The sequence below is a fragment of the Agrobacterium larrymoorei genome, assembly GCF_030819275.1.
GTDB lineage: Bacteria > Pseudomonadota > Alphaproteobacteria > Rhizobiales > Rhizobiaceae > Agrobacterium > Agrobacterium larrymoorei_B.
Window position 1 is genome coordinate 2,229,469 of record NZ_JAUTBL010000002.1, and the last position, 26,055, is coordinate 2,255,523.

Annotated in this window: 24 protein-coding genes and 1 pseudogene; 5 read left to right on the top strand and 20 right to left on the bottom strand. The window is 58.1% G+C overall.

What is annotated here, in order from left to right; genetic code table 11:
* Positions 1-3: 3 nt before the first annotated feature.
* The 13 genes from QE408_RS19410 to QE408_RS19470 form a co-directional block, all read right to left on the bottom strand.
* Positions 4-645, bottom strand: coding sequence for a Urease operon accessory protein (locus tag QE408_RS19410; protein ID WP_306934881.1), 642 nt, complete (start codon positions 643-645; stop codon positions 4-6).
* A 5-nt stretch (positions 646-650) separates the two neighbouring features.
* The gene (locus QE408_RS19415; RefSeq protein ID WP_306933997.1) at positions 651-1,076 is read right to left on the bottom strand and encodes a lysozyme inhibitor LprI family protein; all 426 of its coding nucleotides are present in this window, start codon (positions 1,074-1,076) and stop codon (positions 651-653) included.
* Positions 1,076-1,381, bottom strand: a complete 306-nt coding sequence (locus QE408_RS19420) for an urease subunit beta (RefSeq protein WP_062439962.1) — start codon at positions 1,379-1,381, stop codon at positions 1,076-1,078. Before QE408_RS19420 ends, QE408_RS19415 begins: the two co-directional genes overlap by 1 nt.
* A complete protein-coding gene (locus tag QE408_RS19425; protein ID WP_130979282.1) occupies positions 1,378-1,932 on the bottom strand; it encodes a hypothetical protein in 555 nt (184 codons plus the stop codon). The genes QE408_RS19420 and QE408_RS19425 overlap by 4 nt, the downstream gene beginning before the upstream one ends.
* Positions 1,933-1,953: 21 nt before the next feature.
* A complete protein-coding gene (locus tag QE408_RS19430; protein ID WP_062426232.1) occupies positions 1,954-2,256 on the bottom strand; it encodes an urease subunit gamma in 303 nt (100 codons plus the stop codon).
* 116 nt (positions 2,257-2,372) lie between these two features.
* Positions 2,373-3,095: an urease accessory protein UreD gene (locus QE408_RS19435; protein WP_373465588.1), complete on the bottom strand. Its 723-nt coding sequence runs from the start codon at positions 3,093-3,095 to the stop codon at positions 2,373-2,375.
* Between the two features lie 35 nt (positions 3,096-3,130).
* Positions 3,131-4,345, bottom strand: a complete 1,215-nt coding sequence (locus QE408_RS19440) for an alpha/beta hydrolase family esterase (RefSeq protein WP_306934884.1) — start codon at positions 4,343-4,345, stop codon at positions 3,131-3,133.
* A gap of 242 nt (positions 4,346-4,587) precedes the next feature.
* Positions 4,588-5,283 carry an urea ABC transporter ATP-binding subunit UrtE gene (gene urtE, locus QE408_RS19445; RefSeq protein ID WP_062598804.1) on the bottom strand — a complete coding sequence of 232 codons (696 nt, stop codon included), beginning with the start codon at positions 5,281-5,283 and terminating at the stop codon, positions 4,588-4,590.
* Positions 5,284-5,285: 2 nt separating this feature from the next.
* Positions 5,286-6,047 carry an urea ABC transporter ATP-binding protein UrtD gene (urtD, locus tag QE408_RS19450; RefSeq protein WP_062426613.1) on the bottom strand — a complete coding sequence of 254 codons (762 nt, stop codon included), beginning with the start codon at positions 6,045-6,047 and terminating at the stop codon, positions 5,286-5,288.
* 7 nt (positions 6,048-6,054) lie between these two features.
* Positions 6,055-7,224: an urea ABC transporter permease subunit UrtC gene (gene urtC / locus QE408_RS19455; RefSeq protein ID WP_306933999.1), complete on the bottom strand. Its 1,170-nt coding sequence runs from the start codon at positions 7,222-7,224 to the stop codon at positions 6,055-6,057.
* The gene (urtB, locus tag QE408_RS19460; protein WP_306934000.1) at positions 7,221-8,828 is read right to left on the bottom strand and encodes an urea ABC transporter permease subunit UrtB; all 1,608 of its coding nucleotides are present in this window, start codon (positions 8,826-8,828) and stop codon (positions 7,221-7,223) included. Before urtB ends, urtC begins: the two co-directional genes overlap by 4 nt.
* A gap of 315 nt (positions 8,829-9,143) precedes the next feature.
* Complete coding sequence (gene urtA / locus QE408_RS19465; RefSeq protein WP_306934001.1) at positions 9,144-10,433, bottom strand: urea ABC transporter substrate-binding protein; 1,290 nt, start codon at positions 10,431-10,433, stop codon at positions 9,144-9,146.
* 198 nt (positions 10,434-10,631) lie between these two features.
* Positions 10,632-10,817, bottom strand: a complete 186-nt coding sequence (locus tag QE408_RS19470; RefSeq protein ID WP_306934002.1) for a DUF2735 domain-containing protein — start codon at positions 10,815-10,817, stop codon at positions 10,632-10,634.
* A gap of 500 nt (positions 10,818-11,317) precedes the next feature.
* On the opposite strand from QE408_RS19470, the gene QE408_RS19475 reads away from it, so the two are divergent.
* The 4 genes from QE408_RS19475 (at position 11,318) to QE408_RS19490 (ending at position 17,952) form a co-directional block, all read left to right on the top strand.
* A complete protein-coding gene (locus QE408_RS19475) occupies positions 11,318-12,352 on the top strand; it encodes a glutamine synthetase beta-grasp domain-containing protein (protein ID WP_306934003.1) in 1,035 nt (344 codons plus the stop codon).
* Positions 12,353-12,468: 116 nt separating this feature from the next.
* Positions 12,469-15,867: a hybrid sensor histidine kinase/response regulator gene (locus QE408_RS19480; protein ID WP_306934004.1), complete on the top strand. Its 3,399-nt coding sequence runs from the start codon at positions 12,469-12,471 to the stop codon at positions 15,865-15,867.
* The gene (locus tag QE408_RS19485) at positions 15,860-16,771 is read left to right on the top strand and encodes a response regulator transcription factor (protein ID WP_306934005.1); all 912 of its coding nucleotides are present in this window, start codon (positions 15,860-15,862) and stop codon (positions 16,769-16,771) included. Before QE408_RS19480 ends, QE408_RS19485 begins: the two co-directional genes overlap by 8 nt.
* Before the next feature lie 638 nt (positions 16,772-17,409).
* On the top strand, positions 17,410-17,952 hold the full coding sequence (locus tag QE408_RS19490) for an AAA family ATPase (RefSeq protein WP_306934006.1): 543 nt from the start codon (positions 17,410-17,412) through the stop codon (positions 17,950-17,952).
* 252 nt (positions 17,953-18,204) lie between these two features.
* Here QE408_RS19490 and QE408_RS19495 read toward each other — a convergent pair whose 3' ends face one another.
* The 7 genes and pseudogenes from QE408_RS19495 to QE408_RS19525 all read right to left on the bottom strand — a co-directional run bounded on the left by QE408_RS19495 (position 18,205) and on the right by QE408_RS19525 (position 24,545).
* A complete protein-coding gene (locus QE408_RS19495; RefSeq protein ID WP_306934008.1) occupies positions 18,205-18,441 on the bottom strand; it encodes a hypothetical protein in 237 nt (78 codons plus the stop codon).
* Positions 18,442-18,810: 369 nt separating this feature from the next.
* The gene (locus QE408_RS19500; protein WP_306934010.1) at positions 18,811-19,929 is read right to left on the bottom strand and encodes a branched-chain amino acid ABC transporter substrate-binding protein; all 1,119 of its coding nucleotides are present in this window, start codon (positions 19,927-19,929) and stop codon (positions 18,811-18,813) included.
* Positions 19,930-20,045: 116 nt separating this feature from the next.
* A complete protein-coding gene (locus QE408_RS19505) occupies positions 20,046-20,399 on the bottom strand; it encodes a DUF6867 family protein (RefSeq protein ID WP_113327328.1) in 354 nt (117 codons plus the stop codon).
* 252 nt (positions 20,400-20,651) lie between these two features.
* Positions 20,652-21,377 carry an ABC transporter ATP-binding protein gene (locus QE408_RS19510; protein ID WP_373465569.1) on the bottom strand — a complete coding sequence of 242 codons (726 nt, stop codon included), beginning with the start codon at positions 21,375-21,377 and terminating at the stop codon, positions 20,652-20,654.
* Positions 21,377-22,243, bottom strand: a complete 867-nt coding sequence (locus QE408_RS19515; RefSeq protein ID WP_306934012.1) for an ABC transporter ATP-binding protein — start codon at positions 22,241-22,243, stop codon at positions 21,377-21,379. The genes QE408_RS19510 and QE408_RS19515 overlap by 1 nt, the downstream gene beginning before the upstream one ends.
* Positions 22,243-23,638 (bottom strand): annotated as a pseudogene (gene livM, locus QE408_RS19520) (high-affinity branched-chain amino acid ABC transporter permease LivM). The gene QE408_RS19515 and the pseudogene livM overlap by 1 nt, the downstream one beginning before the upstream one ends.
* Before the next feature lie 4 nt (positions 23,639-23,642).
* Complete coding sequence (locus QE408_RS19525) at positions 23,643-24,545, bottom strand: branched-chain amino acid ABC transporter permease (RefSeq protein ID WP_306934013.1); 903 nt, start codon at positions 24,543-24,545, stop codon at positions 23,643-23,645.
* 375 nt (positions 24,546-24,920) lie between these two features.
* On the opposite strand from QE408_RS19525, the gene cysQ reads away from it, so the two are divergent.
* Positions 24,921-25,697, top strand: a complete 777-nt coding sequence (gene cysQ / locus QE408_RS19530) for a 3'(2'),5'-bisphosphate nucleotidase CysQ (RefSeq protein ID WP_306934015.1) — start codon at positions 24,921-24,923, stop codon at positions 25,695-25,697.
* Positions 25,698-26,055: the final 358 nt, after the last annotated feature.

The following is a 26,055-nucleotide window of genomic DNA, read 5'->3' on the forward strand; positions in this document are numbered from 1 at the left end:
GGTTCAGGCTCCTTCGGAGACGGAGAAATTCGATAAGGAAGACAGTCGTTTTAGCTTGCCCTGCGTGACAAGCGCATCAACCAGTTGTTTTTCGACGGAAAAGGGGTGGCCGCTCCAACCTTTATGGCAAAAACCGGCAATGGTGAGTTCGTCCTTTTCGCCAATAGCGTCAAGCATGTAGCGAATGGCGAAGAGCCCTGTGCTTGGACATACATAAGGCTCAGGGGACAGGCCTTTCAGTTCCTCATCCAGCCACTCATGCACCTGGCGGCTAATGACGAGATGGGTTTTGCCGGTCTCCGAGGCGATTGCGGCAAACTCGGCACTGTAGTCGACACAAAAATCCTCGAGCTCCGGCCAATGACGATGGATATCCTCTTCCATCTCGCCGAACTTGACGGAGTCGCGAACCGACCAGATCGCCGATGCCGCCTTGACCCCTGGGCTTTCGCGCCAGGAGCGATCCTCGATCATCCGCCGACCGGGCCGTCCAGTGTTGCAAACCGCGACGACGTCGGTCCGGCTACCGCCTGCGCCGAGAGAGCGGCAATCATTGAAACGAATAATGACATCGGCAGTATCGATCCAATCGGCCACGCCCTGCGGTATTTCCCCATTTCCAACGATCACGATCCGGCGGCTCATGGTCTTCAGAAACTTTCCGTCCATTTGCGCAGGTCGTTGGTCCGCGCCCGGCTCATCGCTGCGAGGCAGGAGAGAACCAGCTGTGGCTCCATGGTGCCCGCCCGCGCCTGGAAACCCTCGAAGTCGCAATTGGCATCGCGGAAGATTATCCATGCACTTTGGGCCGCAATAAGCGCCTCTTCGGCACCCTTGCTGTGGTCGTCAGCTGCCTTGTCACGTTCGACCAGAATTGCGCGCAGCTTCCGATATTGCGTGTTCAATTCCTTGTCGGCCTTGTCGTAATCCTCTCCCGCGCACTGGGTCATCTCCATCTGCGTCTGCGGGTCGGCACAATTTGCCTTGCTCTCCTGCGCGAAGGCTGGACCACTCGTCGCAAGCACCGCGGCCAGAAGAACAGAGGCAAAGACGCCGGAGGAGATTGGCCTCAACATCACAACTTTCCCATCACCTGCTGGCGAAACCCATAAACCTCGCGCTTGCCCGACAATGGCACCAGCGTCACTTCGCGCTTCTGCCCCGGCTCGAAACGCACGGCCGTACCCGCCGGAATATCCAGCCGCATGCCGCGGGCCTTGTCGCGCTCGAAGATCAGCCCGGCATTGGTCTCGAAGAAATGATAATGGCTGCCCACCTGAACCGGGCGGTCACCGGAATTGGCAACCTCGATGGTCACGGTCGGCTGGCCGGCATTGAGCTCTATCGTGCCCTCGGCAGCAATGATCTCACCTGGTATCATGGTCGTGCTTCCACTGTATGGGTTTCAGTTGTGTATTTGACTTGGTTATCCATTTTTCGCACCATTTCGGGCGCAACCAAACACACTACAAATAGGCTCAAAGAAATGCAAAACGCTACGATCCAAAAGGTGAATCTTGCAGTTTTCAAATTACCTGTCTTTTTCCGGTCATAGTACTTTACAAGTCCACTTAGACTTGTCCTGCCAAATATTTTTCGCTCTATGTGAATCTTAATATATGCTTCATGCACCTTGATCACGTGAGCATGAGCTCGATAGCGAAATATGCCGTAGCCACTTATCAAGACCGGAAAGAAGGCTGACAAAGCTAAAGCAAGCGGCCTTAAGCTCTCAGCGCTTAAGACGAGCCAATATATTAAACCGACCGCTACCATACTGAGAATTTCGAACTGGTTCATCGTTCGAATTTCTTCATCGATTCTTGTACGTGCTGCCTTCATCTCTTCTAGAAGGTATTGATAACGAACGTCGGCACTTGCACGCACTTGGAGAGGCGTTCTGCTACCTGAAGGTTGATCATCAGCGCTCATCGACAAAGCCCTTCCGGTAGATCACCTAATCGGCTCATGCACGGTGACGAGCTTAGTGCCGTCCGGGAACGTGGCTTCCACCTGCACGTCATGGATCATCTCGGCGATGCCTTCCATGACCTGATCGCGCGAGATGACATGCGCGCCCGCTTCCATCAGTTCGGCAACGGCGCGGCCGTCACGCGCCCCTTCCACCACATAGTCGGTGATAAGCGCGATCGCCTCGGGGTAATTGAGTTTCACGCCGCGTTCGAGCCGCCGACGCGCCACCATGGCGGCCATGGAGATCAGGAGCTTGTCTTTTTCCCGGGGAGTAAGGTTCATCGTCGTCCCATTCCAGCCGAGCGTCCTTCAGGGTTTGAAAGGTACGCTCAAAATCATCCTGCCTATGCAGCAACTTAAGCCGGATACTCATCCAGTTTCAGGGCGCTGCACACGCTTCACAGATTCCAGACTTTCGGCACTGGCGCGCCGTTGCGCAAGAGCGAAATGATGGGAAAAAGCATTTTTCTCAGGGAGAATCCGTCCGGCGCGGACAGTCGCACCACGAGCTTGCCCTGCCACTCGCTGGCGCCGCCGCTTTCTCCGGCAAACGCCCTGATTTTAGGCAATAGCGCTTCGGCCAGCGGGCCGATATAGAGGATGGTGGCGAAGGCAACCCGGCCTGCGAGAACGGAAGAATGCTGCGTCAGATCGGCAATCCGGCCATCGAGAAAAAGCTCTTCCGCATGAACGAGCTTGCCGCCGTGACGAATACGCCAACGGTCACGAAACAGCCCCTCCTCCATCGCCTCGCCCATGGCCTGACGGCCAAGCAGCACCGCCTCGACGGCGATAAACTCGGACGAGGCATCGAGATCGGCCTCCAGCCTGCGCGTCAGCGAAGCGCGGTCGAAGAGGATGGTTTCCTGGGGAAGCCAATGCAGACGGGTGTTTTCTTCCGCCGTGATGCGAACGGACACGTTCGCAGTCCCGGCGGCGGCCTTGTAGACCTTCTCGCAGGCCTGCGTCGTCACCACGAGGCTGGTTCCCGCTTTCGCATGCGCCTGCCACTCCACCTCGTCCCCGCCGGTTAAACCGCCGGAGGAATTGATGAGAATGGCTTCCATTTCATTGGAAAAGGTTTCGGGGAGCCTGATCTTGGCGCAGCCTTCCTGAAACAATTCGTCCAGGCGGCTGCGTCCATCAAGGGCTTTGGTTACAATGCGTCCTCGGCCACGGGCGCGCTGCGGACGGGGTTGGCTGATGCTTTCAAGGACTGGCTGCACGTCGTCTCCGAGGGCTTCGCTGATGCGGAAACCGCTTTCACAGAGCAATCCGTCTTCGACGTTGCGTCGACTACCATCTGCCCTTCCGTATTCTGGAAGAAATCCCACATTCTTTCAGCGGCATCAACCTGTCTTGCACTCTCATCACCTGATGACTTGCGGTCGACCGCAGGCTGCGCCTTCGGTGTCACGTCGCCGCCGGGTTTGCGGGTCAAAACAGCAGAGGCAGCAATAACTTCGGATTTCATCGTGGCGCGCGGCCAGGCATGATCCCAGGCGTCGATCACATAAGAATGGATGCGTGAACCGCTCTTGCAGACATCGTAGGAATTGAAGGTGAAGTTGCCGAGAGACTTGCTCTTCACGGCACCCTTGCAGCCATCGAGCTCCGCCCACCGCTTCAGCGCCGTCTCGCCGCCATACTGCCAGTAAGGCTTGCCGCCGCCCTGATAGGGGTTGGCTGGATCTTTCGTGCCAGCAAAAGCGATAATCGACAGGGGCTTGGCCGGTGTGCAGCTTGCCATATCCGGCCGCCAACGGCCTTCGGCTTCCACCGGAACGCCTGCGCGCAGCGAGGCGACAAAGCCAGCCGCGGCAAAATCGTTGCTGCCGCTGCAAAGATATTGGGAAAGCATGCGCCCACCACCGGAATAGCCGGAGCCATAGAAGCGTTCTTCATCGACGCAGAACTTCGACTTCACCATGGAAACCGCATCGCGGATGAAAGAGACCTCGTCCAGCCCGCCCTTGCGGGTGGTCACGCCCGGCACGTTCCAGGCATGGGTGCCCGGTAGCTCACCATCGAGACTGCCCTGCAGGGCCACGACCACGACGCCTGCGCGTTCGGCAACCTTGTCCCAACCGCTGCGGTCGAGCTGGCCATTCGGGTTGCTGTTGCTGCCATGAAAATCAAAAACCACCGGCACCGGCTTCGATCCATCATAAGAGGAGGGAACGAAATAGACGCCCTCGCGTTCTGACCCCTGTGACATGAGCGAAAACGCGTGCCGACCTGGCTTTACAGCCTCACCGCACATCGATGCCGATGCAGCGGCGCTCATGCTTGTGAGGATGGCAAAACCTGCGAACAATGTCTTGGCAGGGGATGGAAGCCGGAATGTTCGGCCAGCAACAGTCAAATTCATCGGCACGCCTTTATTGGCACAGTTCTCCGACAAGATGCCGGAAAATTCGCGGAATGTAAGGGATCGACGGTCGCGGCGTGCAGATGACCTCTCGGGTGTGTCTTGCATGCAGCATTCATGTTGCCAATAACACAGGACTTTGGTGAAGGAAACGTAAAAACCTGCATGAAAGCCATGTCTCAGCGCATGGCTCTTCACTTTATCACGGGGTTTTTATTACACCGTGAGCATATTTGCAGCAGCTATACTGTCAGATGCCGCCTTGCTTCCGGCGTATCCAGCGTTTCCGCCGCACCTTGATGCACGACCTCGCCACGATCCATGATGTAGACATAGTCAGCAAGCTCGCGGCAGAAATCCAGATACTGCTCGACCAGCAGGATCGCCATGCCGGTGGAATCCCGCAAATATTTGATCGCCCGCCCGATATCCTTGATGATCGATGGCTGAATGCCTTCGGTCGGCTCATCCAGAACAAGGATCTTCGGCCGCGTCACCAGCGCCCGCCCAATCGCCAGTTGCTGCTGTTGCCCGCCGGAAAGATCACCACCCCGGCGTGACAACATGCTTTGCAGCACCGGAAACAGGCTGAAGATGTCGTCGGGAATAAACCGCTCCTTGCGCGGCAGAGGCGCATAACCACTCTCCAGATTTTCCTGCACCGTCAGCAGCGGAAAGATTTCACGCCCCTGCGGCACGTAGCCCACCCCGCGCTTCGCCCGCTGATAGGGCGCCAGGCCATTGAGACTTTCGCCCCCAAAGGTGATCGAGCCGCCGCTAATGGCATGCTGCCCGGTGACCGCACGCAACAGCGAGCTTTTGCCCACCCCATTACGCCCAAGCACACAGGTGATCTTGCCCATCTCGGCATTGAGCGAAATGCCACGCAAAGCCTGCGCCGCACCATAATGGAGATTGATGTTTTCGACGCTTAGCATGTTCACCGCCCCAGATAATTCTCAATGACCTTCGGATCGTTCGAGACGAAGTCGATCGATCCCTCGGCCAGCACGGAGCCTTCCGCAAGGCAGGTCACCTTGACGCCAAGCTCGCGGATGAAGCCCATGTCGTGTTCCACCACCACCACGGAACGGGTCTTGGCGATTTCCTTCAACAGCACAGCCGTTTCCGCCGTCTCGGCGTCCGTCATGCCGGCCACCGGTTCATCCACCAGCAGAAGCTTCGGCTCTTGAGCGAGCAGCATGCCGATTTCCAGCCACTGTTTCTGGCCGTGGGAGAGATTGGCCGCAAGATCATCTCGGCGGTGGCCGAGGCGCACAGTTGCGAGGATTTCCTCGATGCGCGCCTTGTCTTCCGCCGTCAGACGGTAGAACAGCGTGGCGAAGACGCCGCGTTTGCGGTTCAGCGCCAGTTCCAGATTGTCCCAGACCGTGTGGCTTTCGAACACGGTCGGCTTCTGGAATTTCCGGCCGATGCCGAGTTGGGCGATGTCCGCCTCGTCCTTCTTCGTCAGGTCGATCTGGTCTTCGAACAGCACCGTGCCGCTGTCCGGCCGGGTCTTGCCGGTGATGATGTCCATCATCGTCGTCTTGCCGGCTCCATTTGGGCCGATAATGGCGCGCAACTCGCCGGGCTCCACCACAAAGGAAAGAGAGTTCAGCGCCCGGAAGCCGTCGAAGGAAACGGAAACGCCGTCGAGATAAAGCAGGCTTTTTGCTCTCGTATCGGAAACTGTGTTCATATCCGCCTCACTCCGCTGCCTGATGCGCGACCGCATCGTCATTGCCGGGCTTTGCCGGATTGTCCTTCGGTGTCGCACCCTTGCCGCGACGGCCCGCCATGGTGTGCTGGATGGTGCCAACGATGCCCTTGGGGAAGAACAGCGTCACGGCGATGAAGAGGCCACCCAGCGCAAAGAGCCAGAACTCAGGAAAAGCGCCGGTAAAATAGCTCTTGCCGCCATTGACCAGCAGCGCGCCGATGATCGGGCCAATCAGCGTGCCGCGACCGCCAACCGCCGTCCAGACGACCACCTCGATGGAGTTTGCAGGCGCGAATTCGCCCGGATTGATGATGCCCACCTGGGGCACGAAGAGCGCACCGGCAATGCCCGCCATCATCGCAGAGACGACGAAGGTGAAGAGCTTGATGTTTTCGACGCGAAAGCCAAGGAAGCGAACACGGCTTTCGGCATCGCGCACACCCACCAGCACCTTGCCGAACTTGGAATTGACGATTCCAGAGGCGATCATCAATGAGAGCGCCAGCATCAGTGCGGTCATGGCAAAGAGCACGGCACGCGTGCCATCCGCCTGAACGGAAAAGCCGAGAATATCCTTGAAGTCTGTGAGGCCGTTATTGCCGCCAAAGCCCATGTCGTTGCGGAAAAAGGCGAGCAGCAACGCATAGGTCATCGCCTGGGTGATGATCGACAGATAGACACCGTTGACGCGCGAGCGGAAAGCGAACCAGCCGAAGATGAAAGCCAGCAGACCGGGCACGACCAGCACCATCAGCATGGCGAACCAGAACATGTCGAAGCCGTGCCAAAACCAGGGCAGCTCTTTCCAATTCAGGAACACCATGAAATCCGGTAGCACCGGATCGCCATAGACGCCGCGTGAGCCGATCTGGCGCATCAGATACATGCCCATGGCATAGCCGCCGAGCGCGAAGAAGGCGCCGTGGCCGAGCGAGAGAATGCCGCAATAGCCCCAGACAAGATCGAGCGCCAGCGCGAGCAATGCATAGGCCAGATACTTGCCGAGCATCGACATCATATAGGTCGGTACATGCAGCGGGTTGCCGGGCGGCAAGAGCAGGTTCAGCGCCGGGATGATGAGCGCCACGGCCAGAATGAAGCCGATGGCGATTGAGATGCGGCGGTCGAGAGCGCGAAGGAGAAAGCCGGTAATCATGCTTCGATCGCCCTTCCCTTGAGTGCGAAGAGACCACGCGGCCGCTTCTGGATGAACAGGATGATGAGGACGAGCACGAGGATCTTGCCGAGAACAGCGCCCACGGTGGGCTCAAGGAATTTGTTGAGAACACCGAGCGACAGCGCCCCGACCAGCGTTCCCCAGAGATTGCCGACACCGCCGAAGACCACGACCATGAAGCTGTCGATGATGTAGCTCTGTCCGAGATTGGGCGACACATTGTCGATCTGGCTGAGGGCGACACCGGCAAGACCGGCAACGCCGGAACCCAGCGCAAAGGTGAAAGCATCGACCCAGGGCGTGCGGATACCCATGGACGAAGCCATGCGGCGGTTCTGGGTCACGGCGCGCATCTGCAGGCCGAAGGAGGACCGCTTCAGAAGCAGAAGCAGGGCGAAGAACACCGAAAGCGAGAAGCAGACGATCCAGACGCGGTTCCAGGTGAAGTTCAGATAGCCGACACTGAAGGAGCCGGACATCCAGCTTGGGCTGCCGACCTCTCGGTTGGTCGGCCCGAAGATGGAGCGAACGCCCTGTTGCAGGATTAGCGAAATGCCCCAGGTGGCAAGCAGCGTTTCCAGCGGACGGCCATAGAGAAAGCGAATGACACCGCGCTCGATGACGAGACCGACAAAGCCGGTAGCCAGAAAAGCGACGGGCAGCGCAATGGCGAGCGACCAGTCGAACAGGCCTGGGAAGTGGCTGCGAATGATATCCTGCACGATGTAGGTCGCATAGGCGCCGATCATCACCATCTCGCCATGCGCCATGTTGATAATACCCATCACGCCGAAGGTGATGGCAAGGCCGATGGCCGCAAGCAGCAGCACCGAGCCGAGCGACAGGCCGTACCAGATGTTCTGCGCCGCATCCCACAGCGCCAGCGAGGACTGGATATGAGCGATCGCCGCATCGATGTCCGGCTTCAGACTGGCATCGACAGACGAAGACGCAGCCATCAGAATGCTGATCGCATCCCGCCCGCCGATGGTCTTGATGGTGTCGATGGCACTGCGCTTGTCTTCGACGGAGCGATCGGAACTAAGGACCGACACCGCACGCGCCTCTTCCATGCGGGCGCGAACCTGGGCATCGGTTTCTTTCGCCAGAGCGGCTTCCAGAAGCCCGAGATTTTCAGCGCTCGGCGCTTTCAAAACGGCATCTGCCGCAGCAAGCCGTACGACGCGATCGGGGCTCAGCAATGTCAGACCGCCAAGCGCTGCGCGGGTGACACGGCGCAACGTATTGTTGACCTTGATCTTCGTGACCGCAGCCTTCGGCGCCTCCCCGACCGCCTCACCCGTCACCGGATCGATCAGGGTGAGATTATCGCCGGCGGGCTTGGTGAGAAACACCAGGCTATCGGCCTTGCGAACATAAAGCTCGCCAGCCGCAAGCGCTTCCAGTGCAGGCACGACACGCGCGTCGCCCGTCGCAGCAATCTGCCCGATCAGCGCTTCAGCCTGCTTGAAATCGGCCTTGCCCAACGCATCGATCAACGGCTTTGCATCGCCCTGTTGGGCAAAGGCCGAAGCCGTCAGGCTGAACAACAGGCCGATCACGGCCAACAGTCGAACAAACATGGTCCCAAGTCCCCCTTGGATGCCTGCGGAGAAATGACTGCAGGCGGAAATCAGAAGTGAGAACAACTGTTCTCAGACCCCTCCCCCTCTCGACGTCATCCTCGGGCTTGACCCGAGGATCCATCACGGCATCGACGAGCGTCAACGGCGAGAAGAACAAAGGAGGGCGGTGGATCCTCGGGTCAGGCCCGAGGATGACGGCAGTGGGTGTGGGATCACTCTCGGTCACCATCGTTCCGCGGGCCGAATGATGACAAAGGGGTAAACCTGCAGATCGCGGCCCGCATGATCGGCGGGCCGCAACCAATTACCCAATCACATGCCCTTGCCGCCGCACTTACCGGTCGCAACGTTGAAGTTGCCGCAGGACATCGGCTTGCGCCAATCGGAGATCAGGTCCTTGGAGTCCGGCAGGTAATCGGACCACTCATCGCCCACGACCTGCGCGGTCTGCTGGACGATCTGGAACTGGCCGTCGGCCTGGATTTCACCGATCAGCACCGGCTTGGTGATGTGGTGGTTCGGCATGACGGTCGCGTAGCCGCCGGACAGGTTCGGCACCGAAACGCCGATGATGCTGTCCAGAACCTTGTCGGTATCCGTCGTGCCGGCAGCCTCTACCGCCTTAACCCAGGCGTTGAAGCCGATATAGGCAGCTTCCATCGGGTCGTTGGTCACGCGCTTGTCGTTCTTGGTGAAGGCATGCCATTCCTTGATGAACTCCGCATTGACCGGAGTATCGACGGACTGGAAATAGTTCCAGGCGGCAAGGTGGCCGACGAGAGGCGCGGTATCGAGGCCGGCAAGCTCTTCTTCACCGACGGAGAAGGCAACAACCGGAATGTCTTCGGCCTTCACGCCCTGGTTTGCCAGTTCCTTGTAGAAGGGAACGTTCGCGTCACCATTGATGGTGGAAACGACGGCGGTCTTCTTACCCGCAGAGCCGAACTTCTTGATGTCGGAGACGATCGTCTGCCAGTCGGAATGGCCGAATGGCGTGTAGTTGATCATGATGTCCTCTTCCTTGACGCCCTTCGACATCAAGTAAGCCTTCAGGATCTTGTTGGTGGTCTGCGGATAGACATAGTCCGTACCGGCCAGAACCCAGCGCTCGACGCCTTCGGTGTTGGCAAGATAATCGACAGCGGGGATTGCCTGCTGGTTCGGTGCAGCACCCGTGTAGAAGATGTTGCGCGAGGACTCTTCGCCTTCATACTGGACCGGGTAGAAGAGGATGGAGTTCAGCTCTTCGAAAACCGGCAGAACCGACTTACGGGAAGACGAGGTCCAGCAACCGAACACGGCAGCGACCTTGTCCTGGCTGATCAGCTGGCGCGCCTTTTCGGCAAAGAGCGGCCAATCGGAGGCCGGATCGACGACGACGGCTTCAAGCTTCTTGCCGAGAACGCCGCCCTTCTTGTTCTGCTCATCGATGAGCATCAGCATGGCGTCCTTCAGCGTCGTTTCCGAAATCGCCATGGTGCCGGAGAGCGAGTGCAGCACGCCGATCTTGATCGTGTCGTCAGCGGCGAATGCGCCGTGGAATGCGGTGGTGGACAAAATGGCGCCAAGCAGCGCGCCCGTGAGCGTCTTTCTGAAAGTCATCGGAAGAACCCCTCTTCGTGTTTAAGCCTTTGGAGCAAGGCCTCAGCGGCATTTTTCCGCTGCTGGAGGGGACTATCGGGCTCGGCGGGGCGAAACCGTATACGTCGTTTGACGTAGGTGGGGTGGCGAAATCAGCACATGGAAGTCAGGAGGGCCGATGCGAGGTCAGCCGACGGATAAACGGGAGCGTGAGAAACCTCAGTTATGGGGTTTCTCGTCCTCGGTGATCGCTTCCTGGTGGTACCAGCTATCGAAGTCGACGCGCGGAGCATATTCCTGCATGGACTGAACCGACGCATCCTTGCGAAAGCCTCGGTAGCCTGCGCGGCCTCCAACGGGGAACTGGTAGATCTTGGCACTTTCAAAATTGGGTTCGGTTCTCATGACGGCCTCGTTTCTTTCAATCAAACACTTCAGCACCGTGCTTCGTTCCGGACTATAGCCGATTGAAAGCCGAAATTCACCCCATTCGCTTAAAAAAATACCACAAAGACTATTTTTTAGGCACATCAATTGCGCGTCCGTTAATCGAATAGTCTTTATGCAGCTAATCACTCAAAATTCACGCTTTTGGCTGAAAAAACATTCAGAACGACCTCTTCGCTCATAGTTTCGGCAGAAAATCAGCCCATTTCGCTTCATAAAGCCTTCATAATTCTAAAATTTCGGGAAAAACCTCCATCACGCCGAAAGGTGGAATTTTCCGTACCAACCGGTTCGGCAGCAACTTCGACAGAAAAAAATGAAGTGCCGATTCGAGAGCTCACGCAAATTGGCACGCGGCATGCATATCTATCGGCAGCCCTTGAAAGCGAGAGCGTTTTCCACCGGTAACCGGACGAAAACAATCAAGGCTTCGCATCTTAACCCATGAGAGGTTCGTAATGACTAAGTTCAAACTCGAGTACATCTGGCTGGATGGTTACAAGCCGGTAGCAAACCTGCGCGGCAAGACGCAGATCAAGGAATTCGACGAATTCCCGACACTCGAGCAGCTTCCGCTTTGGGGCTTTGACGGCTCCTCCACCATGCAGGCCGAAGGCCACAGCTCCGACTGCGTTCTGAAGCCAGTCGCCATCTACCCTGACCCTGCCCGCACCAACGGCGCGCTGGTCATGTGCGAAGTCATGATGCCGGATGGCGTCACGCCGCACTCGTCCAACAGCCGCGCAACCATCCTCGACGACGAAGATGCATGGTTCGGTTTCGAGCAGGAATACTTCTTCTACGAAAACGGCCGTCCGCTCGGCTTCCCTGAGCAGGGCTACCCCGCTCCGCAGGGCCCGTACTACACCGGCGTCGGCTACAAGAATGTCGGCTCGATCGCTCGCGAAATCGTCGAAGAGCATCTGGACCTTTGCCTCGAAGCAGGCATCAACCACGAAGGCATCAACGCCGAAGTGGCCAAGGGCCAGTGGGAATTCCAGGTATTCGGCAAGGGCTCCAAGCGCGCCGCCGACCAGATCTGGATCGCTCGCTACCTGCTTCTGCGTCTTTGCGAAAAGTACGGCATCGATGTCGAATTCCATTGCAAGCCGCTCGGCGACACCGACTGGAACGGCTCTGGCATGCACTGCAACTTCTCCACCAAGTTCATGCGTGAAGTTGGCGGCAAGGAATATTTCGAAGCCCTCATGGCTGCCTTCGAAAAGAACTGGAAAGAGCACATCGACGTTTACGGCCCGGACAACCATCTGCGCCTGACCGGCAAGCACGAAACCGCTCCTTGGAACAAGTTCTCCTATGGCGTTGCAGACCGTGGCGCGTCGATCCGCGTTCCGCACTCCTTCGTCAACAACGGCTACCGTGGTTACCTCGAAGACCGTCGTCCGAACTCCCAGGGCTGCCCTTACCAGATCGCTTCCGTCGTTCTGAAGACGATCGCAGAAGTCCCGACGGCAAAGTCGGCTGCTGCCTAATCTAAAAAGAAATGGCGTCGCTCGATCCGGGCGACGCCATTTTTCCGTCTGCCGTTGGCGGACAAAGCGGCCTGCAAGGTCGCAAGACATATAAGTGGAGGCTGTGAAACACTGGCATGGCCGCACGGCAACGCATCATCCCCGTCAGACGCGAATATAACCGCTGGGTCGCGAACCAGACGCTGGAAGACTACGCGCTGCGATTTACCGCCAAAAGCGCCCGGCAATTCTCCTCCAGCCGCATTTCCCATACCGCCATCGGCGCGATTTCCTTTCTGGCGCTGGAAGCCATCGGCGGCGCCATCACGCTTTCCTACGGCACCACCAACGCCTTCTTCGCCATCGTCGCTGCCGCTGTTGCGATGCTGCTCGTCGGCCTTCCGATCAGCCGTTATGCCATCCGCCACGGCGTCGATATCGATCTTCTGACGCGCGGCGCAAGCTTCGGCTATATCGGCTCCACCATCACATCGCTGATCTACGCCGCCTTCACTTTCATGCTCTTTGCCATAGAGGCATCGATCATGTCCGGCGCGCTGGAACTGGCGCTCGGCATTCCGCTATGGATCGGCTACATCGTCTCGGCGGTCATGGTCATTCCGCTCGTCACCCATGGCGTGCGCCTCATCAGCAAGTTTCAGATCCTGACGCAGCCCTTCTGGATCGTCCTCAACGTCCTGCCATTCCTCTTCATCGCGCTGATGGACTGGCAGAAATTCGATCTGTGGCTGGCATTCTCCGGCATCCACCACGCACCGGCGCCACCCGGAGACACCGCGCCCTTCGACCTCATCGAGTTCGGTGCGGCCTCTGCCGTCATCCTGGCGCTGATGTCACAGATCGGCGAACAGGTGGATTTCTTGCGCTTCCTGCCGGCAGAAGGCCAGAGCAAGCTTCGTCACAAGCTCGGCGTTTTTCTCGCCGGTGCTGGCTGGGTTCTCGTCGGCGTTCCAAAACTGCTCGCCGGTTCCTTCCTGGTTGTGCTGACGCTCTCTTCCGGCGTGCCCGTGGGCAGCGCCGCCGATCCGGCGCAGATGTACCTCACCGCCTTCGGCTATATGATCCCCAACCAGAATGCGGCTCTCGTCCTGATGGTCGCATTCGTCGTGGTCTCGCAGCTCAAGATCAATGTGATGAATGCCTATGCGGGCTCTCTCGCGTGGTCGAACTTCTTTTCCCGCCTCACCCACAGCCATCCAGGCCGCGTCGTCTGGCTGGTCTTCAATGTCGCCATTGCGCTCCTGCTGATGGAGCTTGGCATCTACCGGCTGCTGGAAGAAACGCTCGGCATCTTTTCCATCGTCGCCATGGCATGGCTCTGCACCATCTCCGCCGATCTCTTCATCAACAAGCCGCTCGGCCTTGCCCCTCCAGGCATCGAGTTCAAGCGGGCGCATCTTTACGATATCAATCCCGTCGGCGTCGGTGCCATGGCGCTCTCCGCAACGATTGCGCTTACCGCCCATTTCGGCCTGTTCGGCACGCTCGCTGCGTCGCTTGCGCCCTATATCACCCTGGTCGTCGCTTTCATCGCCTCGCCGCTGATCGCCTGGGGCACGAAGGGAAAATTCTATCTGGCACGCAAGCCGCGCCAGAAGTGGAAGGAACTCTCAAGCATCACCTGCTCCATCTGCGAGCATCCGTTTGAGCCGGAAGACATGGCATGGTGCCCGGCCTATGCCGGTCCGATCTGTTCGCTCTGCTGTTCGCTGGACAGCCGCTGCCACGATATGTGCAAACCGAAGGCCCGGCTGAACTACCAGACAGCCCAGGTGGCAAAGACCTTCCTGCCGGAACAGCTGGTTGCGAAGCTCGCCTCGCGGCTCGGTCGTTATGCGATCTTCTCAGCGCTGGCCGTTGCGGCGATCGGCGGTATTCTGGGGCTGATCGCCCATCAGGTTGGCACCGGCACGCCAGCGACCGCAGACGTCGTCAATCGCACCATTCTAATCGTCTTCTTCGTCTTTGCCGTCATCGCCGGAATCGTCTGCTGGTTCCTCGTGCTCGCCCATGACAGCCGTGTCGTGGCGGAGGAGGAATCCTCACGACAGAACACGCTTTTGCTGAAGGAAATCGCCGCCCACCAGAAGACCGACGCGGCCCTCCAATATGCCAAGGAAACGGCAGAAGCCGCCAACCGCGCCAAGAGCCGCTATGTGGTGGGTCTCAGCCACGAGTTGCGCACCCCGCTGAATGCCGTACTCGGCTACGCCCAGATCCTCGAGCGGGATGAAACTATTCCTGCGCCTCGCCAATCCGCCATCAAGGTCATCCGCCGCTCCGCCGATCACCTCTCAGGCCTGATCGATGGCCTATTGGATATTTCCAAGATCGAAGCAGGCAGGTTGCAGGTTCAGTCGAACGAAATCAACATTCAGGATTTCCTCGACCAGATCATCGACATGTTCCGCCCGCAGGCGCAAGCCAAGGGGCTGCTCTTCCGCCACGAGCGCGCCAGAGGCGTGCCGCAATATGTGCGCAGCGACGAAAAGCGCCTGCGGCAAATCCTCGTCAATCTGCTCTCCAATGCCATCAAGTTTACCGACGAGGGGACCGTCAGCTTCGATGTCACCTATCGCAGCCAGGTCGCCACCTTCACCGTCACCGATACCGGGCGCGGCATTGCGGAAAAGGATCTCGCCCGCATCTACGAGCCCTTCCAGCGTGGCGAGGCTGAAATCATCAAGCCCATGCCAGGGCTTGGCCTTGGCCTCACCATCACCCAGCTTCTCACCAATACGCTGGGTGGCGAGATTTCTGTCGAAAGCCAGAAGGACGTCGGCTCGACCTTCCGGGTGCGGCTGATGCTCTCCTCGGTCGACAGGCCTAGCACGGCACTCGCGCCGGAAAAGAAAATCGTTTCCTATGCCGGGCCACGCCGCACCATCGTTGTCGTTGATGACAATGAGGATCACCGCGATCTGATGATGGAGGTCCTCTCCCCACTCGATTTCGTCGTGCTGACGGCACAAAGCGGACCGGATTGCCTGGCGCTGATCGAGGCGATGCAGCCGGATGCCTTCCTCATCGATATTTCCATGCCGGGCATGAACGGCTGGCAGTTGGTCGAAAAGCTGCGCAATGCCGGGCAAACCGCCCCCATCATCATGCTCTCGGCCAATATCGGCGATACCGCCATCATCGGTGCCGATACGGACGGTCATAATGATGCGCTGGTAAAGCCCGTCGATATCCGCAAGCTCTGTGACCGGCTCGCCGTGCATCTCGGGCTGCAATGGGTCTATGACACAGACTTGCCGCCAGTCGACCTGTCTGCAAAAGAGCCGGACCCCGGCGCTGTAAAAGCACCCGCACCAGCCCATCTCCAGGATTTGCTAGCGCTCGGCGAAATCGGTTATATTCGCGGCATTGAGGCGAAGCTCGATTCTCTCGCCGCACAACCCGAAAATCTGGCCTTTACCGAAGAGGCTCGACGCTTCGTGCGCGCCTTCGATCTCACCGGTTACGCCGATTATCTTCATAGTTTCAACACGAGGACGGGCACGGATGAATAGGTCATTGCAGCCGCGCGATATCGTCCTTCTGGTGGATGACAGCCCGGAAGCGCTCGGCTTCTTGACCGAAGCGCTGGAACAGTCCGGCTTCTCGGTGCTGATCGCAACCTCTGGCCAGGCGGCGCTCAACATCGTCGAGCGCGTCACACCCGACCTAGTCCTTCTCGATGCCGTTATGCCGGGGCTCGACGGCTTCGAGACCTGCCTGCGCCTGAAGGCCAATGCCGCCGTCGCGCAGGTGCCGGTGATCTTCATGACCGGGCTGACCGAGACCGAACACGTGGTGCGCGCACTGGAATGCGGTGGTGTGGACTACCTCAGTAAGCCTATCAATATCGACGAGCTGCGCGCCAGGCTTCGCGTCCACCTCTCCAACGCCCGCTCGGCGCAAAGCGCGCGCGTGGCGCTGGATGCCGCTGGCCGCCACCTTCTGGCGGTCCGCACCGATGGCACGATCCTCTGGTCGACGCCACAGGCGACGCGCCTCATCAACGCTGCAACCGGTAGCAATGATGGCCTCGATATCGTCTCCCGCACCATCGGCGAGTGGATGGCGCAGACCACCGCCCGTGACACGCCGCTCGTCATTACCCAGGCGGAACGCCCCTCGCTGCACTTCACGTTTCTGGGCGCAGTCGGCGCCGATGAATATCTCTTCCGTCTGACGACAACCAACGAGAAGTCCGGTGAGGCCTTGTTGCGTGACCGCTTCTCCCTGACAACGCGGGAATCGGAAGTGCTGGTCTGGATCGCTAAAGGCAAATCCAACCGCGACATCGGCGAGATTCTCGGCCTTTCAGCCCGCACGGTGAACAAGCATCTGGAGCAGATCTACGTCAAACTCGGCGTCGAAAACCGCGCCTCTGCCGCAGTGAAGGCGGCGCATGTGCTGCACGATAGCTGAGACGCGCAAGCCTTTAGAGCGTTTCCTTGCCGAATGGAAACGCTCCCAAAGCGTCTTGCGATCTTTCAGATTCGCTCATACGCTTTAGCTCTTTGTTATCGCACGTCGATATCGCAAACCGCTGCACACTTTTGCGCGACATGCTTTAGAGCGTTTCCTTGTTAAATAGAAACGTTCTGCCGGAGCAGGTTTTCGTCAGGGCAAAGGCGATTGGCGAAGGGCATACCCAAAGGTACGGTCGAGCCGATCGCCTTTGAGCCTGGCGGAAAGATGCCCGGCCCTCCCGTCGCGCCGCTTCGCCGTGCGAAGCGATTAGCGCGCCGGGCGATTGAAGCTCTTGCAGATTTGCCAGCAAATCTGCGGGAGGGTTGGTTGAAACGGGCCACCTGCTTGCCCGGACGGCTTGGCCGTATGCTTTGGCTACGGCGCGCGCCCTCCGGACCATCAGTCGATCCCGTTTGAACCAACAGAACCGTTTCTATTTAACAAGGAAACGCTCTAGTCTCTCAATCCCTCCCCCGACAGACCAAACCTGAGCGTCGAGCTCTTTGCGCTCAACCAGCATGTCACGCCCCGCTGCGCCCTCGCGTCGCGGAAGGCACAGGCGCACCTTTTCCCACTCCAACCAGGATCAATATATGGACAAGCTCGTCATACTGTCCGGCTGCTCCGGCGGCGGAAAATCCACACTGCTCTCAGAACTTTCAAAACGTGGTTGCGCCACGGTGGAAGAACCGGGCCGACGCGTCGTCGAACAACAGCTGAAAGCAGGAGGAACGGCTCTCCCATGGGTCGACCTCAAAGCCTTCCTACACCAGGCGGTCGCGATTGCAGAACAGGACTATGCAGCCGCTCGCGAAAAATCAGACTTCTCGATCTTCGACCGCAGCTTGATCGACGCCGCCTCCGCGCTTCGCCAACTGGGCGACGACGACTGGTACGATCGGCTGCGCAATGAATTTCGCTACGCCAAGATCGTCTTCCTCACACCCCCTTGGCCCGAAATCTACGTAACCGACAACGAACGCCGCCACGGCTTTCAAGACGCGGTAGAGGAGTACGAGCGGCTGCGCCGCGATTACGGCGAGCTGGGATATGACGTCGTCATTCTACCGAAGACCGACATTGAGGACCGGGTGGAATTTGTGCTAAAGGCGCTTCAGTGCACGCAAGGCACATGAAGAAGAGAAGCCCCGGTGAACCGAGACGAGGCCAACATCCCGGACGTTTTCAAGGTCGAAGCTCAAACTGCGTGGGCGCTCCTCGCCGATCTCCCCTCTTGAGGGTGAAATGTCCGGCAGGACAGAATGGTAGCCATCCCCAACTCACATCCCTCAAGAGCCGAAAACCCAAAAGCGCAACCGTCTCATGAGGGCATCTCTAAACCTGTCCTCCCCTCCGACAACCATCGGAAGGGAGAACAGGCAATACCGTTAACGACAGACGCGGGTCTTGCGGACGATGATCTCACCATGGCGGCGGATGCGTTCCTTTTTGACGAAGCAATCGCGCGGAGCATGACGGTAGTGACGCGGGCGATATTCTTCGCGGACATGCTCGCGCATGACACGCTGGCTCGTCGTCACGGTGACGGTTTCGGCGTAGGATGGTGCGGTGACCGAGAAGAACGACGCGGCGGCGAGGACTGCGGAAACAACAAGCTTCTTCATTGATAAACTCCTGAACTGAGGCCGCAGAAAACGTGGCGCATCGCAGGCAGTTCCGCCGAATATCACATTTTTCTAATTTATTGTGATTGAAAGAACTCGGCAGGGATTTCTTGACGCGCCATTCACCCCCAATCAGCGGGGTCAAAACGTGTCACGATCTTTCAGATTTGCTCCCCGCGCTTGAGGTCTTCGTTTGATCGCATGTCGTTATCGCAAACCGATCCACGCTTTTGCGTGGACCATGCATTGGCGTTGGTCTTTCAATGAGGGACCATCATCAGCACCTTGGTCATATCCCGACGAAGCCTTAAAAATATAAAAGCCCGGCATCGCTGCCGGGCTTCATCAATCTCAAATCCAGAAAGCAGATTACATGCCCTGCTGGAAGTAGCTGTACTGGCCGTCCGGACCCTTCTTCCATTCGTACATGACGTAGCCGGGAAGCTTCGGGTCGCCCTTTTCGTCGAAGGAGATATCGCCGAGAACGGTCTTGAACGTCCCCTTCTTCAGCGCTTCAGCAACGGCCTGCGGATCCGTAGAGCCAGCAGCCTTTGCACCTTCGGCAATCGTCTGAACGGCTGCGTAGGAGTAGAGCGTGTAAGCTTCAGGGTTGAAGCCCGCAGCCTTGAACTTCGCAACGAGGTCCTTGTTGTCAGGACGCAGGGTCGGGTCAGGACCGAAGGTGTTCAGCGTGCCTTCAACGGCGTCGCCAGCAATAGAAGCCAGTTCGTTGGAGACGATGCCGTCACCGGAAACGAGCGTTGCCTTGAGGCCCTGATCCTTCGCCTGACGGATGATCAGGCCGGCTTCGGTGTGGAGACCACCCCAGTAAATAACGGAAACGCCGGCTTCCTTCATCTTGGCGATGAGGGCGGAGAAGTCCTTGTCGCCGACATTCACGCCTTCATAGATGGCTTCCTTGACGCCAGCGGCGTTGGCAGCCTTCTTGGTTTCATCGGCAAGGCCCTGACCGTAAGGCGTCTTGTCGTGAATGATGGCGATCTTGGCGTCCTTGAAGTGGTCGGCAAGATACTTGCCGGCAATGCCGCCCTGCTGGTCGTCACGGCCGCAGGTGCGGAAGGTGTTCCACAGGCCGCGTTCGGTGAACTTCGGGTTGGTTGCGGCAGGCGTGACTTCGAGAATGCCGTTTTCGGCGTAGACTTCAGACGCCGGAATGGAAACGCCGGAGTTGAAGTGGCCGACGACGAACTTGACGCCATCAGCTGCGAACTTGTTGGCGACCGAGATACCCTGCTTGGGGTCAGACACGTCGTCGCCGAGAACGATCTTGATCTTCTCGCCATTGATGCCGCCAGCAGCATTGATATCCGCTGCGGCCTGTTCTGCGCCCTTCTGGAGCTGAGCGCCGAAAGCGGCGTTCGGGCCAGTCAACGGACCACCGACGCCGATGACGACATCAGCCCATGCCGAACCGCTGAACGCGACCATGGCGGTCAGCGCAACTGCGGAAAGAAGAGACTTCTTCATTATATTACTCCCAGTTCCTTTGATTGGGTTGGTTTTCTCGACCTGTCCAGCACCCAAATTATCTGTCCAGGCTGTTCCTCTCAGGAGGGAATTCTGATTTCAGAAAAACCCGTCTGTCAATCTTTCTTCTTATAGGAAAATGCCGATGTCCGATCGTAGAGCCAGTAGTAGTTATCGACCATCTGGCTGGTCCGACGGATGCGGAAGCCAGCCGTTGCAAAGGCCAGCAGAACCACGACATCGATCAGGTAGTAGAAGCCGTTCAACAAGGGGCCGGCAAAAAGCGCGTAATGCAAAAAGCGCATAACGCACCCCAGCAGAAGCGAGTAAATCACCACCTGCGGATATTGACCCCAGCCATCGGCAACGGACTTGCCCGTGCGCCAGGCAGTCCAGAAGCCGAGAAGAACGACGAGGCCACGCAAGATATAGCGAACGCCACTATCGGTTTCGAAAAAAAGGCCCTGCATCTTTTCCCCAATCAGCGCCGCCAACCAAACGCGAACGACCCTGTGTTCTGTTTTCGCTCAACCGTTTTCCGGCAAGCTTTATTGTTTGTTTTTGATCCGCCAAACCGGCTATGCAGTCTGACAGGCTCTCAGCAGATTTGCGCCCAACGCCTTCGAAAGCAAGCATTTTTTCATGGGCAGCGGCACAAAATCATAAAAACTTTTGCACCTTGTCGAAGGACGGGGATCGGCGATCCCCGCACCCTCCCATCGTCAGTGGCGGCCGCCTTCGAGATAGGCTGCCCGCACTTCCGGATTGGCGAGAAGCTCCTTGCCGGAACCGCTCATGGTCACCTTGCCATTGACCATCACATAGGCGCGGTCGGAAAGCTTCAGGGCCGCAAAAGCATTCTGCTCCACGAGAAAGACAGTCAGCCCCTCTTCCTGGTTGAGCTTCTTGATCGCCTCGAAAATGCCCTTGACGATCAAGGGAGCCAGACCGAGAGACGGCTCGTCGAGGAGCAGGAGTTTAGGACGCGACATCAGCGCACGGCCGATGGAGAGCATCTGCTGCTCCCCGCCCGAAAGCGTGCCGCCGCGCTGGCTCTGGCGCTCCTTCAAGCGCGGGAACATGGTGAAGACCTTCTCGACGTCTTCCTTGAAGTATTTGAGGTTGTCGAGATTGGCACCCATTTGCAGATTTTCCAGCACGGACATGCGCGGGAAAATCCGGCGCCCCTCTGGAGACTGTGCAATGCGCTTGCGGGCAATGATATGCGTCGGCAGGCGGGTGATATCCTCACCGTCGAAGATGACTTCGCCATTGCGCGCCTGTGGCGCACCGCAAATGGTCATCATCAGCGTCGACTTGCCGGCACCGTTGGCGCCGATGAGCGAGACGATCTCGCCCTTTCTCACTTCCACATCCACGCCAGCGAGAGCGCGGATATTGCCGTAATAGGTTTCGACACCCTGAATTTTCAGGAGAGCTTCAGACATCAGACTGCTCCCCCGTGGAGTTCTTCTGCAATCACTTCTTCCACTTCATCGTCCTCGACACCCAGATAGGCGGCGATGACCTTGGGATCGTTCTTCACATGATCGGGCGTACCGTCGGAAATCTTCTGCCCATATTCGAGCACGATGACGTGGTCGGAGATTTCCATGACGACCGACATGTCGTGTTCGATCAGAAGCAGCGAGGTGCCCTCGTCGCGAATGCCGCGAAGAAGGGTGTTGAGCGCCAGCGACTCCTTCGGGTTGAGACCGGCGGCCGGTTCGTCGAGGCAGAGAAGCTCAGGCTCGGTACACATGGCACGGGCAATTTCCAGGCGGCGCTGGGCGCCGTAGGAAAGATCGCCCGCCGGATCGTCGGCACGATCGATGAGATCGGCCTTCTCCAGCCAGTACTTGGCCTTTTCGATCGATGCTTCCGCCGCATGGGTGTAGGCCGGAAGACCAAGCAGGCCGAGGATCGTGTAGCCGGATGCCTTCATCAGCCTGTTGTGTTGCGCAACCAGCAGGTTTTCCAGAACCGTGAGGCCTGAAAACAGGCGGATATTCTGGAAGGTGCGGGCGACCTTGGCCTTCTTGGTCACTTCGAAGTCCGGCAGACGCTCGAGCAGATGCTCCTCGCCATTGCTGCGCACCATGGTGATCATGCCCATCGTCGGCTTGTAGAAGCCGGTGATGCAGTTGAACACGGTGGTCTTGCCCGCGCCATTCGGACCGATCAGCGCGGTGATATCGCCGCGCTTCACATCGAAAGAGAGGTCGTTGATCGCCATCAGGCCACCGAAGCGCATCGACAGATGTTCGACCTTCAGGATGGTATTCTTGTTCATCGCAGTGTTTCCGGAAGCCATCAGCCGTGACCTTCCTTGGTGAAGCTGCCGGAGACAGACTTGCGTTTTTTCAGGAAGGCCGTGGGTTCGCGCGAGCCGACGAAGCCGCGGGGCTTGAACAGCATGACGATGACCATGGCAAGACCGAAGAGCAGCATGCGGTAAAGCTCTGGCGTGAAGTCCGGACCGAAGATCTTCTTCAGGAATTCCATTTCGCGCAGAAGCTCGGTACCGCCGACCATCACCACGGCAGCAATCGCGATACCGGTCAGCGAGCCCATGCCACCAAGAACGACGATGGCGAGGATGACGGCCGATTCCAGGAAGACGAAGCTTTCCGGAGACACGAAGCCCTGACGTGCGGCAAAGAACGAGCCGGCAAAGCCGCCGAACATGGCGCCCGTTGCAAAGGCGGTGAGCTTGGTCTTGACCGTATCGATGCCGAGCGAGCGGCAGGCAATCTCGTCCTCACGCAACGCTTCCCATGCACGACCGATCGGCATGCGGCGCAGCTTGATGGTGACGTAGGCCGTCAGCATGCACAGAAGCAGGATCACGTAGAAGAGGAAGATCTTGTAGTAACCCGACGACATCGGCAGGCCGAAAACCTTGGCGAAGTTGTTAGGCGCACCGACATCGAAAGACCAGATACCGAAGACCGATGCCTTGGCAATTCCGGAAATACCGAAGGTTCCTCGGGTGACATCGGTCCAGTTCAATAGAACAAGTCGGATGATTTCACCGAAAGCGAGCGTCACGATGGCAAGATAGTCACCGCGCAGGCGCAGCACCGGAAAGCCGAGGATAATACCCCAAGAAGGCGGCAAGGATCCCGGCAAGCGGCAGAAGCACCCAGAAGGACAGGCCGAAATAGCTGGACAACAGCGCATAGGAATAAGCGCCGACCGCATAGAAGGCGACATAGCCGAGATCGAGCAGACCGGCCAGACCAACGACGATGTTCAGACCCCAGGCAAGCATCACATAGATAAGGATCTGGATGCCAAAATTGTCGACGAAGATCAGCGAACCCTGAGCGCCTCTGAAATAGACGGCGATCATCGGATAGAGCAGCAGGAAGACCAGAGCAATCTTCAGGAAATGCTTGTGGAAAAAGTTCTTTTCCTCAGAGATTTCCAGAATGCCTGCCTTGGATTTTGCCAGCTTGCGGCGGTCGAGATGTGGCTCGATGACGCCGACCACGACGAAACGGCCGATGGCGGCAACAGCGACGAAGATCGCCAGGAGCCCCCAGCGCGTACCCCAGACCAGCTGATTGTTGATATCCTGATAGGTGACGATGCCGACATATAGCAGGAACATGCCGAAGGAAACGAAGCCAGCGATAATGGCTTCCTTCACCGCTTTTGCCATGACGTCCTGCTCGGCGGTGTTGTCAGAAGGAATGTTTGCCATGTGCTTAAACCTTCTCGACTTCCGGACGGCCGAGAATGCCAGTCGGCTTGAATATCAGCACGAAAGCCAGAATACCGAAGGCGGCCACGTCCTTGTAGGCGATGGAGAAATAGGCCGACCAGAGCGACTCGATAAGACCGATCAAAAGACCGCCGAGAACAGCGCCCGGAAGCGAGCCGATACCGCCCAGAACCGCAGCCGTGAAAGCCTTCACGCCGGGGATGAAGCCGTCATTGAACGAGGCCACGCCGTAATACATCAGATACATCGTACCGGCGACGGCGGCGAGCGCAGCGCCCATGACGAAGGTCACCGAGATCGTGCGGTCAACGTCGACGCCAAGCAGCGCCGCCATCTTGCGGTCCTGCTCGGTGGCGCGCTGTGCACGGCCAAGCGGTGTCTTGTTGACGATGTACCAGAAAGCGAACAGCAGCACCGAGGTAATGGCCACGATGAGAAGCTGCTTCAGCGAAATGGTGATCGCGCCGAAATGGTACGTATCGGTGACCATGGGCGGGATCGGCTTGTTGCGCGGGCCCTGCGTCACCTGGATGAAGTTCGACAGCACGATCGACATGCCAATCGCCGTGATCAGCGGCGCAAGGCGGAATGAGCCGCGTAGCGGACGATAGGCCACGCGCTCGATCGCCCAGTTCCACAGCCCCGTCACCAGCATGGCAACGACCATCATCACCAACAGAAGAATGGCGACTGGAATGCCTGCGATGAAGGATGTGAGAATGAGAAAGACGATCAGAGCGGCGAAGCCGCCCAGCATGAAAATATCGCCGTGAGCGAAGTTGATCATGCCGATGATACCGTAGACCATCGTGTAGCCAATAGCGATAAGGCCGTAGATCGATCCAAGAGTCAGCCCGTTGATGAGCTGTTGGATAAAATACTCCATATTTTTCCCCTGGGCGCGTTCTCGATGCGGAACGTACCTCGTTTATGTTGCTTACTGAGGGCTCTCATTGTCTTTATTGTCCCTCTTGACGCAAACCCTTAGCGCGTTCGGTAAAAATGTGAAGCCAAAAAGGGAGAAATATGCACAAATTTTAATGTTAACGCCCCGATTGCTGCAATCGGCATCAAAAAGATTATGAAAGCGGCAGTTAAGCCCGAAAATTTAATCGCCGGACGCACGCCTTTCATTCCCAAATAGATATATTTGACCGGCGCCCTCATCAGGCGTAACCAAACTTCACCTGATCGCGTCTCATGCTTGCAGGAAACCTTGCAGCAGAAGGGCTGCGGGCTCGCGGGTTCTGAAGGAATGGAAATGCTGGAAAGTCTGATTGCGGCGGCTTTGAGCGCCGGCAAGGAAATCATGGCGGTTCACGCCGCCGGCCCGCATGTGACCTACAAAAATGACTGCTCTCCCGTCACCGAAGCGGATGAGCGCGCCGAAGAGGTCATTCTATCGGCCCTCTCGCGTGACTTCCCCGATATCCCGGTTATTGCCGAAGAGTCCGCCACGACCGGCCATGTGCCCAAGATCGACGGCGACTTTTTCCTCGTCGATCCACTGGACGGTACCAAGGAATTCATTTCGGACAAGCAGGATTTCACCGTCAACATTGCATTGATCCGAAAGGGCGTACCGATGCTTGGCATCGTCTATGCCCCAGCCCTCGGGGTGGCATGGACCGGCGAAAAGGAGACGGCGCGCAAGCTCTTCATTTCCGGAGAATTCGAGCATCTGTCGAACCACTCCATTCGCTGTCGCGCCAAACCACCCATGCCCGTTGCCGTCATCAGTCGCTCCCATTGCACCCCGAGGACTGAAGCCTTCGTGACGGAAAACGGGTTGATCGACAGCATCTCCATCGGCTCGTCGCTGAAATTCTGCATGCTGGCGGAAGGTGCTGCCGACGTTTACCCTCGCTTCAGCCGCACCATGATGTGGGACACCGCCGCGGGCGACGCCGTTTTGCGGGCCGCAGGCGGCATCACGCTCGATATGGCGGGCTTGCCGCTGCGCTACGAAATCGACCACAGCAATGATGACATGCTCGCCAATCCCGACTTCATTGCCTGGGGCGCTCCACCGCGATAATCGCTGAGCCTATTGCCGTGGAAGCAAGTCTTGGCGCGCATACTGAAGCCTGTCGCGCAAAACTGTGCAGCGGTTTTACGATAAACAAAAAACGGAAGCGTGAGGAGCGAATCTGAAACATCGCACCACGCTTTGGACGTTCCACCGATAGCATCAGCCGCCATAACGAACACCAGCGGCTGGCGGTAGAGCGCAGCATCGAGAAAGCACGCCCTCGCCTGGACGTGCGGGCCCGCGAAAGTCCGCCGTGACCGCTTGCAAACCCTTCCAGCAAAAATTTTCACACGCTTTACTGGGCGCCAAAGCGCCCATTTTTGGGCTAATGTGCCGCAAAGCACGAACAAACCCAGCGAAATCA